Origin of the sequence: Paenibacillus baekrokdamisoli (assembly GCF_003945345.1) — a bacterium.
GTDB classification, from domain to species: Bacteria; Bacillota; Bacilli; order Paenibacillales; family Paenibacillaceae; genus Paenibacillus_Z; species Paenibacillus_Z baekrokdamisoli.
This window is the reverse complement of the sequence record NZ_AP019308.1, coordinates 521,693-535,993: the sequence shown is the minus strand read 5'-3', so window position 1 is coordinate 535,993 and position 14,301 is coordinate 521,693. Positions and strand designations below refer to the sequence as shown.

15 protein-coding genes are annotated in these 14,301 nt (G+C 45.4%); 6 read left to right on the top strand and 9 right to left on the bottom strand.

Going from position 1 to position 14,301, the window contains the following annotated elements; all coding sequences use genetic code 11:
- Positions 1 to 85 precede the first annotated feature (85 nt).
- The 3 genes from EKN16_RS02240 (at position 86) to EKN16_RS02230 (ending at position 4,000) form a co-directional block, all read left to right on the top strand.
- Positions 86 to 1,228, top strand: a complete 1,143-nt coding sequence (locus EKN16_RS02240) for a THUMP domain-containing class I SAM-dependent RNA methyltransferase (protein WP_125653507.1) — start codon at positions 86 to 88, stop codon at positions 1,226 to 1,228.
- Between the two features lie 90 nt (positions 1,229 to 1,318).
- Positions 1,319 to 3,298, top strand: a complete 1,980-nt coding sequence (locus tag EKN16_RS02235) for an LTA synthase family protein (RefSeq protein WP_125653506.1) — start codon at positions 1,319 to 1,321, stop codon at positions 3,296 to 3,298.
- Between the two features lie 144 nt (positions 3,299 to 3,442).
- On the top strand, positions 3,443 to 4,000 hold the full coding sequence (locus EKN16_RS02230; protein ID WP_125653505.1) for an NADPH-dependent FMN reductase: 558 nt from the start codon (positions 3,443 to 3,445) through the stop codon (positions 3,998 to 4,000).
- A 51-nt stretch (positions 4,001 to 4,051) separates the two neighbouring features.
- Here EKN16_RS02230 and EKN16_RS02225 read toward each other — a convergent pair whose 3' ends face one another.
- The 9 genes from EKN16_RS02225 to melA all read right to left on the bottom strand — a co-directional run bounded on the left by EKN16_RS02225 (position 4,052) and on the right by melA (position 10,830).
- Positions 4,052 to 4,276, bottom strand: coding sequence for a YuzB family protein (locus EKN16_RS02225; protein WP_125653504.1), 225 nt, complete (start codon positions 4,274 to 4,276; stop codon positions 4,052 to 4,054).
- A gap of 41 nt (positions 4,277 to 4,317) precedes the next feature.
- Positions 4,318 to 4,620: an iron-sulfur cluster assembly accessory protein gene (locus tag EKN16_RS02220; protein ID WP_125653503.1), complete on the bottom strand. Its 303-nt coding sequence runs from the start codon at positions 4,618 to 4,620 to the stop codon at positions 4,318 to 4,320.
- An 81-nt stretch (positions 4,621 to 4,701) separates the two neighbouring features.
- Complete coding sequence (locus EKN16_RS02215; RefSeq protein WP_125653502.1) at positions 4,702 to 4,941, bottom strand: hypothetical protein; 240 nt, start codon at positions 4,939 to 4,941, stop codon at positions 4,702 to 4,704.
- A gap of 50 nt (positions 4,942 to 4,991) precedes the next feature.
- Positions 4,992 to 6,203, bottom strand: a complete 1,212-nt coding sequence (locus tag EKN16_RS02210) for a M14 family metallopeptidase (protein WP_125653501.1) — start codon at positions 6,201 to 6,203, stop codon at positions 4,992 to 4,994.
- A 105-nt stretch (positions 6,204 to 6,308) separates the two neighbouring features.
- On the bottom strand, positions 6,309 to 6,998 hold the full coding sequence (locus EKN16_RS02205) for a hypothetical protein (RefSeq protein ID WP_125653500.1): 690 nt from the start codon (positions 6,996 to 6,998) through the stop codon (positions 6,309 to 6,311).
- 1 nt (position 6,999) lies between these two features.
- Complete coding sequence (locus tag EKN16_RS02200) at positions 7,000 to 7,890, bottom strand: ATP-binding cassette domain-containing protein (protein ID WP_125653499.1); 891 nt, start codon at positions 7,888 to 7,890, stop codon at positions 7,000 to 7,002.
- Positions 7,891 to 7,892: 2 nt separating this feature from the next.
- Complete coding sequence (locus EKN16_RS02195; RefSeq protein WP_125653498.1) at positions 7,893 to 8,258, bottom strand: GntR family transcriptional regulator; 366 nt, start codon at positions 8,256 to 8,258, stop codon at positions 7,893 to 7,895.
- A 132-nt stretch (positions 8,259 to 8,390) separates the two neighbouring features.
- Positions 8,391 to 9,200, bottom strand: a complete 810-nt coding sequence (gene racE, locus EKN16_RS02190; protein ID WP_125653497.1) for a glutamate racemase — start codon at positions 9,198 to 9,200, stop codon at positions 8,391 to 8,393.
- Positions 9,201 to 9,531: 331 nt separating this feature from the next.
- Positions 9,532 to 10,830: an alpha-glucosidase/alpha-galactosidase gene (melA, locus tag EKN16_RS02185; RefSeq protein WP_125653496.1), complete on the bottom strand. Its 1,299-nt coding sequence runs from the start codon at positions 10,828 to 10,830 to the stop codon at positions 9,532 to 9,534.
- Between the two features lie 208 nt (positions 10,831 to 11,038).
- On the opposite strand from melA, the gene EKN16_RS02180 reads away from it, so the two are divergent.
- The 3 genes from EKN16_RS02180 to EKN16_RS02170 all read left to right on the top strand — a co-directional run bounded on the left by EKN16_RS02180 (position 11,039) and on the right by EKN16_RS02170 (position 14,282).
- Positions 11,039 to 11,917: an AraC family transcriptional regulator gene (locus EKN16_RS02180; protein ID WP_125653495.1), complete on the top strand. Its 879-nt coding sequence runs from the start codon at positions 11,039 to 11,041 to the stop codon at positions 11,915 to 11,917.
- 175 nt (positions 11,918 to 12,092) lie between these two features.
- Complete coding sequence (locus tag EKN16_RS02175; protein ID WP_125653494.1) at positions 12,093 to 12,554, top strand: MarR family winged helix-turn-helix transcriptional regulator; 462 nt, start codon at positions 12,093 to 12,095, stop codon at positions 12,552 to 12,554.
- Between the two features lie 147 nt (positions 12,555 to 12,701).
- The gene (locus EKN16_RS02170; RefSeq protein WP_125665775.1) at positions 12,702 to 14,282 is read left to right on the top strand and encodes an MDR family MFS transporter; all 1,581 of its coding nucleotides are present in this window, start codon (positions 12,702 to 12,704) and stop codon (positions 14,280 to 14,282) included.
- Positions 14,283 to 14,301: the final 19 nt, after the last annotated feature.

Below are 14,301 nucleotides of genomic sequence, written 5' to 3'. Positions count from 1 at the left end.
ATTAATCCCTAGAATGGCCTATACTTGATTGTATGATTTTTATGGACCGGAAACAACCGAGTCGTCCGAAGTGGAGTGATTATTAATGGAGAAATTACAACTTATCGCAACCGCCCCTATGGGGCTTGAAGCAGTTGTGGCACGAGAACTCAAGGATTTGGGTTATAACGATTTGAAAGTGGAGAACGGTCGCGTTATCTTTACCGGTGGACCGGCGGATATTTGCCGTGCCAATCTTTGGCTGCGTACGTCAGATCGCGTACTTATTAAAATGGCCGAATTCCCAGCAACCACATTTGAAGAGCTATTCGAAGGTACAAAAGCCATTAACTGGCCAGACTGGATTCCTGAAGATGGCGAGTTCCCTGTTGAGGGCCGTTCGCATAAATCGCAGCTGACCAGCGTTCCTGCATGCCAAAAGATCGTAAAAAAAGCGGTTGTCGAGAAAATGAAAACCGTCCATGGAACCGAATGGTTTCCTGAGGATGGCGGTAGATTCGTCATTGAAGTGTGGATGTTGAACGATATGGCGATGATAACATTAGATACGACTGGCCCCGGTCTGCACAAACGCGGCTACCGGAAGCTGGTAACCGAAGCACCACTCAAAGAAACGATGGCAGCAGCGTTGGTGCTGCTGAGCAGATGGCAGCCGGAACGTCCACTATATGATCCCTTCTGCGGATCAGGAACGATTCCAATTGAAGCTGCCATGATCGGCTGGAATATCGCACCAGGACTCCGTCGTGCATTCAACAGCGAGGGATGGCCTCTAATTCCAGATGAGCTATGGGAGCAAGCGCGAGAAGAAGCTTACGATTCCGTCAAGGATGATATTCCGCTTATGATATCAGGCTCCGACATTGACCCTTCGGCTATCGATGTTGCGATGGCTGCCGTGAAGAAAGCAGGCTTCGAGCGCGACATTAAACTCAGCGTTATGCCGGTATCTAGATTAAAGCCGGAAGGCGATTATGGCTGTATCATTACGAATCCCCCTTATGGATTGCGTCTTGGTGATGAGGCTGAAGCAGACAAAGCCGTCAAGCAATTAGGCCTGAGCTCGCTTTATTTGCCTACATGGTCGATGTTTGCTTTTACCCAATCTAAGGCATTTGAACAAACAATCGGACGCAATGCGGACAAGAAACGAAAGCTGTTTAACGGTCGAATCGAATGTGTCCTTTACCAATATTTCGGCCCTCTTCCCCCACGTAATAAGGAATAAACTTCTGAGCCTTGTATTGAAGGGGAAGTATACTATAATTGGTTGTAGCACTTTGAATATTTTGTAAATAAAGAAAGGAATACTCAGCTTATGGCTCAACAGAAACAAACGTTCGCCAATCGTGGCTATCAAGCGACGATGAGGGCGATCGTCCGTATGAAGGGCTTCGATCTCTTTTTATTTTTTATTCTAATGATGTACAAGCTTGTTCTCTTCGACCGTTATGTTCATGTCCCTAATATGGCCATGAGTGTCGATGATGTGTTCGTCGCATTAGGAACATTGGCATTGACTTCCTTCTGGACATTGTGGCTGCCGCTCAGAGGACGCATTATTGCGCTTACCATTCTCAACCTGCTGCTTACCGCACTGGTGTATTCGGACCTGATTTATTTCCGTTACTTTCAAGATTTGATCTCGATTCCTGTTCTTTTGCAGGCAGGTCAAGTCAGTTCACTCGGCGATAGTATTGGTTCGCTGCTCAGTGTTATAGATATCTGGTTCTTCATAGATTGGCCGTTTATTATTCTGTTCGCCATCTTTGTGATCTTCCGCAAGCGTCAACAATCCGTGCAGCTTTCCTTTACCAAGCCAAAGCTGCTTCACCGCGTCGTTATGCGGATATCACTGAGCTGCATTATTTTTGCAACTGGCGTAACGCTTGTCTTCGTTCCGATTAATATCGCCAAGAAAACATGGGCAGTCGGCTTGTTTGTGGGCAATTGGTGGAACATGTCTCTCTATAATGTAACGGGCGTAATCGGGTTCCACGGCTATGATATTTACCGATATACCAAAGAACATTGGTTCCAGAACAACACGGTTCCTCCAGAGACGATCAATGAAGTCAAGCAATGGTTCGCTGATCGTGGTCAGGAGCGTAAGCAGCTCGAATCTGATCCGTTGTTCGGTAAGTATAAAGGCATGAATGTGATCATGATTCAGCTTGAAGCATTCCAGAATTTCGTCATCGGGCAAAAAATAAATGGTCAAGAAGTAACACCGAACATGAATAAGCTGCTTGGCGAGTCCATGTACTTTAAGAACTTCTATCATCAGACCTCACAAGGACGTACATCGGACGCCGATATGGCAGCCAATGCCTCCCTTCAGCCGCTTATAGCGGGCTCTATCTTTATCCGCTATGCACAGCACGAGTACGATAGTATGCCATCGACACTGAAGGATAATGGCTATTTGACATCGGTGTTCCATGCTTATGATGGTGGCTTCTGGAATCGGAATATGATGTACCAGACACTTAGGTATGATACCTTTTATAGTAAAAAAAGCTTTAAAATTGATGAGCCCGTTGGCTGGTCGCTGGGCGATACCTCCTTCTTCCAACAGTCTATGGATATCATGAAGAAGCAAAAGCAGCCGTTCTACTCCTTCTTAATCACGCTGTCCAGCCATCACCCTTACACACTTCCGGAAGACCACCAAACCTTGGATGTGGGTGACTTTAAAGGGACAATCTTCGGTGATTATCTAGAAGCCGTTCATTATGTAGATGAGTCGGTCGGCAAGATGGTAGAGCGTCTAAAGGCTGAAGGCCTGTGGGACAAGTCCATCTTCCTGTTCTATGGTGATCATGATAATTCCATTCGCGACTGGAAGCCGTTTGAGACCTTCTTAGGTAAGCCGTTAACAGAGCTGGACCAGCTCAATATTCTGAAACAGGTTCCATTAGTCGTTCATCTGCCAAACGGTGACCGTGCAGGCGTGTATGATCAAGTAGGCGGCCAGATCGATCTGACACCTACCATTTTACATTTGCTTGGGATCTCCTCAGCGAATAAGTACTTCGTAGGTACACCACTAGTGACGGAGAAACCGCTAGCAGGTAAAAAGGTCGTATTGCGCAATGGCTCCTATACGGATGGCAAAGTATTCTACATTCCGCCTGATGACGGCAAGCCTGAGCATAGCAAATGTTATGATGTGGCTAGCGGCAAACTCACGGATGTCAATTTATGCAAGGCCGGAGCAGCCGATGCCAACAAAGAGCTCATCGAATCGGACTTACTTGTGCAGCATGATTTAATTAAAGAGTTTAGGAAAAAATGATCGAAATAGAGCGTTCGCAGTTTACTGCGGACGCTCTTGTTTGGTATACATTAGCTGCAAGGTCAAAAAAGGAACATTATGCTTGACCCTGCCATTGATGTCATAGTTTATATTGGTGATACAGAAAACTGTAGGAGGTCCAACATGAATACACGAACCATCTTGACCCTATCCGGGAGTCTTCGTAAACAATCATCGAATAGCCTTTTCTTGCACGGTTTGGCAGCTTTGGCCCCAGGAAACTTTACCTTTATAAACTATGCAGGGCTTGATACTCTGCCGCATTTCAATCCCGATCTAGACGGTGACGATGCCATCCCCTCTGCTGCAGTAGCGGATTTGCGAGCAAAACTTAAACATGCCGATGCCGTGGTCATCTGTACACCTGAATATGCCAATGGCGTGCCGGGTGTACTCAAGAACGCCCTCGATTGGATCGTATCCTCCGGTGAACTCATGAATAAACCAGTTGCAGCAATAAGCGCATCCCCTAACCCTTTGGGCGGCGATAAGGCACTTGCTTCCCTATTACTCACGTTAACGATAATGAGCGCTGTAATCGTTGATTCCGCCACAATGTCGGTGCCTTTCATTCGCTCAAAGCTCAGTACAGAAGGCATGATCATAGACCTCCAAACAGCAGAGGCTTGCCGCCTTCTGCTCCAAACACTTGAGCAAGCTATCCACACAAAGGAAACCTAAAAAAGAGCAGTTTTTCATTAGCCATCCTGGCTATCGAAGAACTGCTCCCCTTTATTTCTTTACATATTTACGTGCTTTCTCGATGACTTCATCTTCAGTCGGTGCCGTTATATAACGTCCATTTATAAAGACAAATGCGAACCGGGAGCAAGGTCCGCAATAGGACTTGCAGGCTACCTTGATTTCAACACCCGGTGCCATCTGCTCGAGTTTCGGTAACATTGATTTTATCTTCATATGTTTGCATTTATCGCATATCCGAATATCGTTTGCCATATTAATCTCCCCGCTCCACCTTTTACAGCAGCCTTGCTCGCTTAGTGGTCGCCGTTGTTGCCTTTAGTCGGATTAGAAATAACAAAGCCTTCCTCAGGTACATAAAAATAATCAATACGTACACCGTCCAGCAGCTCGATCCCCTTTTCCAGTATAACGCTTATTTCTTTGTCGGTCTCAATCACTTCATCATTCGCACCAGACTCGTCCATTTTCATTCCATAATGCGCATGGTCGCCATGCGAATGCGTGACGAATACACGAAGAAGCTTTCCTTCATTCTCAGGTTTATTCAGTTCCTCGCGGAGTACTTTTGCAGCATTGCGTGTTATTTTGCAATTCATGATTTCATCTCCTATATGTTTTTATTTACTTTCAATTTTTCTATTATCTATTGTAAAGAAACCTTGCTTAATGTTCAACCGCTATCGTAAAAGTGCCTTGTACTTACGTTCCATATAACGGGTATATAACTCCGCAGCAATCATTGTTACGGCGATATCATCTATCGGTATAAAGGGCATTACATCCGGCAGTACCCAGTAAAGCAGCACCGGAATCAGGTATAAAAGCTTGTCCATCAGCCGAACTTCCCTTGCGGTTAGCAAGCGGAATATTCGGACAAACACCAGGCGCCAATGTCGGAGTGAAAGTAATTTACGCATGCAGACTACCTCCTTTTCGCTCATTATAGCATAAGAGCAGGAGGCTCCGTTCACTTCCCGCACATCGTCTGAATAACGGCTAGAAGCAGCGGACGCACTTCATCATACAGATCGGGAAAGGATTCAATCGGCAGCGGGTTAACACCTTGCCCCACCTCGATTGTAAAGCCTGGCTTACGATACTCATAAATAAACCAGTCCTTATATCCCGCATCGCTTCCGCGCAGCTTCACGGGCTTATATCCGCTTGCCTGCCCGAGCCTTCCAGCAATAGACTCCGCTTCAGGCGGCTCATACCCGCGATAATTCCAATAGATTTCTTGCCCTTGCGTATGCATCGCAACTACTAGATCGAACTGCTGCTCAGTCGTGAACGCGGCCAGTGCCTTCGCTTCTGGTTCCGATAGTGGAGCAGTTCCCGGATAATCACGCGGTCCAGGTCCAGCAACAGCCCGACGTTCAACCTCCTCCTCCCAGAATGCCGGGAATTGGTCGTTGAGATCTACGCCACGGATGTTGGCCTTCCATTTGGTAAAACGATGGGATTGCCTATTCCATTGTAGAAGTTCAGCATAATGAGGATGTTCATGCCTTAATCCTTCCTGTACCAGCTCTACACCGTCGGGATTGACCATAGGTACGAACCATAACGTCACTTGCTCGATCAATGCCCTCATATCTACGCCACCAAGCTTCCTGCTTAGCGAGCAAGCCCCAGCTGCATCTTCAATAAAGGTCATAAGCAAGGGTGTTGTAATCCATTCATTCGCATGCATTGCAGCGTTAAAGTGAACCTTACGTGGTCCCTCGCCGATTCGGAGCGCATATATGGGTTTGCCCATCACACTTTGCCCTATACAAACACGCTCGAGAAAAGGATATTCCAGCTCAAGCGCATCCATATCCTGCAGCAGTTCCTTATAACCATATTCAGCGCGTGCATCAACAATTCGGTGATATCCGCCTAGCGGGATGGCTAACAGCTGTCCGGGTACAAGCTGCTTCGGATCAAGAAATGGATTAGCGGCGAGTAAAGCCGCAAGAGACATAGAGAAGAGAGAAGCAAGCCGCAGAAACGTATCCCCTTGCTGAACACAATACATCGTGCCCGCATGCGAGGGGATGAACAGTACCAAGCCAGGAATGAGCTGTGAGGATACGTCAATCTGGGGGTTAGTTGCTAGGAGCGATGTGGGATTAATGGCAAACCTTTGAGCAATGCGCAGCACGGTATCTCCCGGTTTCACAACATAGGGAAGCATCGCTATACCTCCTCAATAGTCCAGCCGTTGACTTTGCTTTAAGTTAGCACTTCAATCGGTCTAGTCACATGCTATGCCGCTGCCACTAGTCACATGCCTCATTTGTTACATGGATGCTCTTCGCAGCAGAAGATAGGATATTCCTGTGGTACAAGCCGTAATCGGTATTAACCATAAGGCTAGCATAAACGCCGACAATGGCTTCAAGACTTCAAACATATCCATCCACAGTCCAAAATGAGTCATCATATAGCTCCCAATTGTACCGAACACCAAGACAAGGAGTGAACAAACAAACATCCCCATTCTGCCAAAACGCCGATAAATGCTTGCTATCATAAATCCGAAGAAGAAAATAGCTAACATAGACATAAAATAAATAAATAATTGCTCCAAGGGCGTCCCGTCATTGAGATAAGGCAGGTGAAAGAAATGAACACGCACCCCCCAGCCATCCGTCAAATCATTCTCAATGAATGAGAGTAGATAGAGCAGAATTCCTGTAATGAAGCTGATACCCAGTGCAGCTATTCCAGTACCTAAGAAGTAATCCGTCCTTCTTACAGATAAGCCAAGCGCGAATGGAAACGATTGGGATAAGGTAAGAATGCCGACTACAAGTATATATATAAATATGGAAGCTAGCCCACCGGAATAAATGTATTCACCCTCCTTCATAAAGAGACCGACAACGAGGTTAACGACAAAACTACTGGTTAGAATGAGCCAAGGTACAACGAGCCAAACCGTCTTGTCTCTCCAATGAATGTTAACAACAGCTGGGATTCGGTTCATCCTAAAGCACTTCCTTTCTTTCCTTCTTTTGACTCGTCATGTGAACAATCAGTTGCTGCATCGAGACAGGACTAAGCTGAAGTCCCTGCTCAGCAGCTGTAAGTCGATCCTCAGCCGATAATTTGCCCGTGATAGTTATGGCGATCATTCCCCCTAATGACTCCCGGTTTATGACCTCTCTACCTGCCGTAAAAGCTTCAACAGCAGTAGACAATCCTATAACCGTGCATCCCAGACCTCGAAGAAAATCGGCATCCTCATTCATCATCAGCTTGCCTCCATCAATAATCAAGACATGCTCTAAGATTTGGCTAACCTCGTCGATGAGATGCGTGGAGAGAAGGATCGTCCGCGGGTACAAGGCATAATCCTCAATGAGTCGGTTGTAAAACACACCTCTTGCTACAGCATCAAGTCCGATATAGGGCTCATCGAACATCGTCAATGGTGCCCTGCTGGCAAGGCCAATAATTATACCGACTGAGGAAAGCATCCCTCTGGATAATTTCTTCATTCGACGCTTGATTGGCAGTCGAAAATCTTCAATCAATAATTCTGCAAATTTCTGATCCCAATTGGAGAATAATGTAGCCGCCACATGAAGGACATCGACAATACGAAAGCTATCTGGATATTTCTGACTTTCTTTGATAAAACATAATTGGCTTAGGACTTTGTTGTTCTCGTACGGGGTTTCCCCAAACAACTTAATCTCACCTTTTGTTGCGAACTGCTGTGCTGCGATCATATGCATGATTGTTGTTTTGCCAGCGCCATTCCTACCGAGTAATCCATAAATCTTGTCGCTATCTAGCGTGAAACTTACATCATGAACAGCTGCAACATTCCCATAAGTCTTGGTCAATCCGTTTACTTCAACGATGTTCTTCATTTCTATTGATCCCCTTTCTGAATCATTTCCTTCAGCTGCTCAATCGTAATACCGAGCTTCTGTGCCTCTTTAATCATCGTTATGACATATTGCTCATAGAACTGTTCTTTTCTCTTCTCTATTAGCACGCCACGAGCTCCGGTTGATACAAACATTCCAATTCCCCGCTTCTTGTATAGAATTTGTTGGTCTACGAGAAGATTAACGCCTTTAGCTGCCGTAGCCGGGTTAATTTGGTAGAAAGATGCAAATTCGTTCGTGGAAGGAACCTGTGATTCCTCCTGAAGTCCACCATTTATGATATCGTCTTCGATTCGCTGGGCAATTTGAACGAATATCGGACGGCCATCATCAATTAAAGAAGCCATTTTCCTCACCACCTAGTTGGTTAGTTACTTATGTAACTAACCATATAACTTAAACACATTGTTGTCAACAAAAAAAAAGCGATTCCTCGTCCAACAGGGACGAAAGAATCGCTCTTTTTACTTACTCTGGTATTATCCGATTTGAGGAACTTGCCATACGACTGGCGTCAATTCAATTTGCTCTCCAAGCCATTGCTGGGCAATGGTCTTGAACATACGTGGATCGCCGCTGCAAAAGAACTGATGTACCGGCAGCGCTTCATTACGTGCAAGCCGGTTACGATCATGGAGAATCGTACTGATCTCACGAGCCGTTTCATCCGCGGAGTTAATTAACGTCACATTATTACCCATTACTTCCGAAATGGTATCCGCAAGGAATGGATAGTGTGTACAACCTAGAATAAGCGTATCCAGCTGACGACACTTCAATGATTCCAACGAGGATTGAACGACCTCGTAGGTTTCAGCGGAACGAAAATTCCCCTGCTCCACCAAAGGAACAAAACGAGGGCAAGCTAGACTGATCACCTCTAGGTTAGGCGATAGCCCTTTAAGCGCATGTTCATAGGCAGCGCTGCGAATCGTACCTTCCGTTCCAATCACACCAACGACACCTGATTGGGTACGACCATTAGCAGCTCGTGCTCCCGGATGAATCACGCCAACGACAGGAATAGTTACTCTTGACCGGATATCCTCAAGCGCTACAGCTGTTGCTGTATTACAAGCTATTACAATCATTTTAGGACGAAATTGAATGAGATAGTCGACAATTTCCCGAGTAAACCGTGTTACTTCTTCCGCAGGACGCGGACCGTAAGGTGTACGGGCGGTATCACCGAAGTAAATGATTTTCTCTCGGGGAAGCTGACGCATCACTTCTCTAACGACGGTCAAACCGCCTACGCCAGAATCCAATACTGCGATCGGTTGTTGCACGGAAACACCGCTTTCTTGTACGTTTTGGCAGGACTTCAATAGAATATGAACGCTATTAAAAAAACGTACCTACATCGTAGCGCAATTCAGGACAAGGTACAAGGGTAAAAGGAACATGGGAAAAAGCAAAACAAAAAAACGGCTATGCTCTCACCTATGCAGGCAAGGCAGACGCCGTTCTTTACTAAAAGGAATCCCTTATTTCTCTGGTGTCGTTGGTATTGCGGTTGTTTCATCTGTTGAAAGATTGGGCTGGAGCACAATTTTCAAAGCTTTTCCGATTTGCGGCAAGCTCTTCGTCAGCAGCGGCGCGGTTGCTTTTCCCTTACATTTAGATGTATTGCGGCAGCCAATCACCATGAGCTTCAATTAAATCGTCGCACATTGCAATGATATCGTCGATCGACAGCTCAGCTGCTGTATGTGGATCCAGCATTGCAGCATGATAAATATGTTCACGTTTACGTGTAATTGCTGCTTCGATGGTTAGCAGCTGCGTATTAATATTTGTCCGGTTTAGCGCTGCGCATTGCGGCGGCAGGTCACCGACGAATGTTGGTGTTACGCCATTGCGATCAACCAGGCAGGATACTTCAACAACTGCCTCACGAGGCAGGTTCGTTATCAAGCCGGTATTCATGACGTTCCCGCCAATTTTGAACGGAACATTCGTTTCAATCGCTTCAAAAATGTAGGAGGCATATTCATGGGAACGTTCATGATGCAGCTCGGTGTTGTTAACGAGATCTGCCTTAAGTTTCTTCCAGTTGCCGATTTGCTCGATACAGCGACGCGGGTATTCATCAAGCGGAATGTTAAACCGATCCACAAGCTCCGGATAATTGCGTTTGATAAAATACGGATGATACTCCGCATTGTGTTCAGACGATTCCGTAATATAGTAGCCAAACTTAAGCATCATCTCGTAACGCACCATGTCGTGATGCTTTTCATTTTGTTTCTCACGTGCACGTCGTTTGATTTCTGGATACAGATCTACACCGTCTTTGGATGCTTCAAGCAGCCAAGCCATATGGTTAATGCCGGCAATTTTGGATTTAACCCCTGCTGTATCCATTCCTAGATGCTTGAATAACTCACTGACGCAGGATTGCACGCTGTGGCATAATCCGACTGTCTTAACGCCGCCATACGTGTTCATTACATTCGTAAGAACCGCCATTGGATTCGTATAGTTCAAGAATAACGCATCTGGACATACCTCATTAATATCTTGGGCAAAATCAAGCATAACCGGAATCGTCCGCAGGTTGCGGAATATACCGCCAATACCAACTGTATCCGCGATAGTCTGACGCAGGCCGTATTTCTTCGGGATCTCGAAATCCGTAATGGTACATGGATCGTAACCGCCTACTTGAATGGCATTAACGACATATTTGGCACCCCGAAGCGCCTCTTTGCGATCCGAATACGCATGAATCACACAGGTGCTGCCGCTCGTATTCTTAATATGATTCAACATCGTTTCTGAATCAGCAAGCCGCTCTGGATTAATATCAAAAATAGCAATTTCGAACCCTTGCAGCACTGGTGTCTTCAAGCAGTCGCCCAACACATTTTTAGCAAAAACCGTGCTTCCCGCACCAATGAAAGTAATCTTCGACATAGAGAAATCCTCCTATAAAAAATAGTATTAGTCGATCAAAGCTTTTTTTATGAAACCGGATTAATGTCTTCTTCTCATTCACACTATAGACCATAATCGTTAAATTTGAGTAGGAAATAAAGTATGATATTTATGGACATTTGTAGTTTCATGCGATAGGCTGAAGAAAGGAAATCAGGTACATCAGGAAAGGAAGTAAAAGGTATATATGAAACCACCCGTTGAACATTTCAAAATTAGCATCGGCTCAAACACGCAGCCGGGGAATGGCGAGTTGACGGTCTTATTCAGTGGCGAAGGCAAACCATTCCCGCTCCATCAGATTGGTCCTGCCGTACATAATTATTACCTTGTACATACTGTCCTATCAGGCAGAGGAACCTTCGAGATCGATGGCAAACGCTATGAGTGCGTGAAGGGTGATACCTTCTTTATCTTTCCAGATGTACTGTTTACCTATTCTGCTCATGATACAGATCCATGGCATTATCGATGGGTTGCTTTTCGAGGCTTTTTGGCTGAGCCTTTGCTGTCAAGCTTAGGTTTTTCTGTCGCTCATCCCGTTGTGCATAAAGATGATATTCGGTCGGTCGTACACCTTTACCGAAAAATGCAGCAAACGCTTAAACAAACACCTTTTCCAGAGCTAGCGGACTTGGAAGCCAATGGTTTGCTTCGCATTCTGCTCAAAGAATTCGGCGAGGTCAATGCAGGCAGATTAACACTGAACTCGCTTGCGATCCTTCCTGATATGGAGCGGCAGATCAAGCAGGCAGTTCGTTTTCTTTCCTATCAATTTGCCAAAGAAATATCCATTGATGACTTATCTCAAAGCCTCGGCTATCATAGAACCCATTTATCCAAAATGTTCAAGCAATATACAGGTGTATCGCCCATGCAATTTCTGCTAAGAGTCAGGATTGAGCGCGCGAAGGAGCTGTTGTCTGGCAAAATTCTATTGACCATCGATCAAGTTGCGACCTCTGTAGGTTATCGTGATGCCCTTTATTTCTCCAAGCAGTTTCGCCGAGCGACTGGCTATTCTCCCTCTGATTTCCGCTCGGAGTATCGAAACGAACATTCTTAGTGAGTCATCATATATAAATATTGATGTAAAAATCGTCTTGACAGCAAGGCGATTTTTCTTTTATCATTTAGTTAAATCATTTAACTATTTATCAATGAATTATTGAATAGTCTAACTATTTAATGCTGAATGAATAAGTAGGAAAGGAAATTATCACGCAAGGAGGTTACCACGTTTGGGTGACCAACAAGATCAACCGACAAGCTCCGAAAGTAATACTGTACGATTCCAGCTTGCTATGAGCTCGACGACACGAAAGATAAGCTCCTTAATTAGCGAGAAGCTAGAGGATGGTTTAACAGGGCCACAATGCTATATTCTGAAGCTGATCTCTGAAGAGAAGCGCGTAACGGCCTCTATGTTGGCGGAAAGAATGGAAGTAAAACCAAGCGCTATTACAGTAATGATCGACAGACTCGTACAGCATGGCTTCGTGAAGCGTTTAGCCGATGAACAGGATCGGCGTGTCACGTTGCTGCTCCCTACAGAGAAAGGCTCTATTGCTATGGAGAAGGTTATTTTGGAGTCACGAAAAATCCATAATCGGCTTCTCAACACGCTAGATCCCGCTGAAATTGAGCATTTCGTTAACACTTTCGAGCGAATCGCGCTGGCCGCTTCCACCTTAGAAGGATAACGAGCTGTCCGCGTTACAATTTAGTTTAAACTTTCGAAGTCTGTTTTCTTCGAACAAATTGAAGGAGATGAACATCCCGTGGAACTAACAAAAACAAAATCTGGTGTCGTACCAGAACCGCAAGACCAGCCTTTCAAACATAAAGGGATGCTCATTGCCGGCCTAATGATTGCCATGCTCTTCGCCTCACTTGATAATACAATTGTCGGTACAGCAATGCCTAAGATTGTCGGCGAAATGGGCGGACTTGGGTTAATCACTTGGGTAACAACAGCTTACATGTTAACTTCAACAACGGTTGTTCCCATTGCCGGCAAGCTCGCTGACTTATTCGGTCGTAAGCTTATTTATGTACTAGGTATTCTGATCTTTATTGCCGGTTCCGCACTATGCGGCGTGGCTCAATCTATGGAACAGTTGATTATTTTCCGCGGTATACAAGGTATCGGCGGCGGTGTTATGATGCCAATGGCGATGATTATTATCGGGGATCTCTTCACTGGTAAGCAGCGTGCCAAATGGCAGGGGATGTTCGGAGCGATCTTTGGTCTTTCCTCAGTTATCGGTCCACAAATCGGTGGATGGATTGTCGATTCCGTCAATTGGCACTGGATCTTCTTTATTAATCTTCCTGTCGGCTTTGTGGCCCTAGCCTTCATCATAGCAGGCTTGCCGCGTCATAAGTCCAAAGGCGCCGTAAAAATTGACTACGCCGGAATTGTTACGATGATTATCGGTGTTGTGAGCCTATTGCTTGCCCTATCACTGGGAGGGAAAAATTTCCCATGGGTATCCTGGCAGATCATTGGAATGTTCGTTCTTGCTGTTGTTTCTTTGATTCTTTTTGTACGCATTGAGACAAAAACGAGTGAACCCATTCTACCGATGCATCTATTCCGGAATGGGACGTTCACCAAGGTTAACGGAATTGGTTTCTTCATGAGTCTTGGGATGTTTGGCGCAGTCGTGTTCGTTCCCTTATTCATGCAGGGCATTGTCGGTATCAGTGCCTCTGCTTCAGGCACAGTCATGATGCCTATGATGCTAGCTCTTATTGCAGCAAGTGTCATCGGCGGTCAATTTGTTTACAAAATTGGTGTTCGCCGTCAAATGGTAACGGGGATGATTATTGCTGCCGTTAGCTTCTTCTTACTTTCAACGATGGATCAGAGTACGACTCGGCTGCTTGCATCCACCTACATGATTATTATGGGTGTAGGGATCGGACTTGTCATGCCCTTGCTCACATTGATCTTGCAAGAAAGCTTTAAGAAAGAGGAGCTTGGGGTTGTTACTTCCTCCAGCCAATTCTTCCGCTCAATCGGCGGTACTTTCGGGATCACTATTCTTGGTGTCATTATGAATCACACTTCAAGCGGCAAGCTTGGTGAGAAATTAACACCAATTATCAATGATATTGCTACGACGGATAAGACAACAGTTTTCAAAACAAAAACACTCGAGCTTATTCAGACAGATCCGCAAGCTTTATATAATTCACTGCTTAATAAGGAAGCACTCCAGCAGATCCCCCAAGCAGCGCTCGGAAAAATAGTTCCTGTTCTAAAATCAACATTGGTCGATTCGCTCCATAGTGTCTTCATATACGGCCTTGGCTTTATTCTAATTGGTGCGATTCTTGCCATCTTCTTAGGATCCGTTAAATTAAAGCAGCGTACCAAGGAAGAGAAGCAGGACGCCTCCTTGCATACGGCAGATTCTCATTAGAAGCAAGCACATTTTCTAG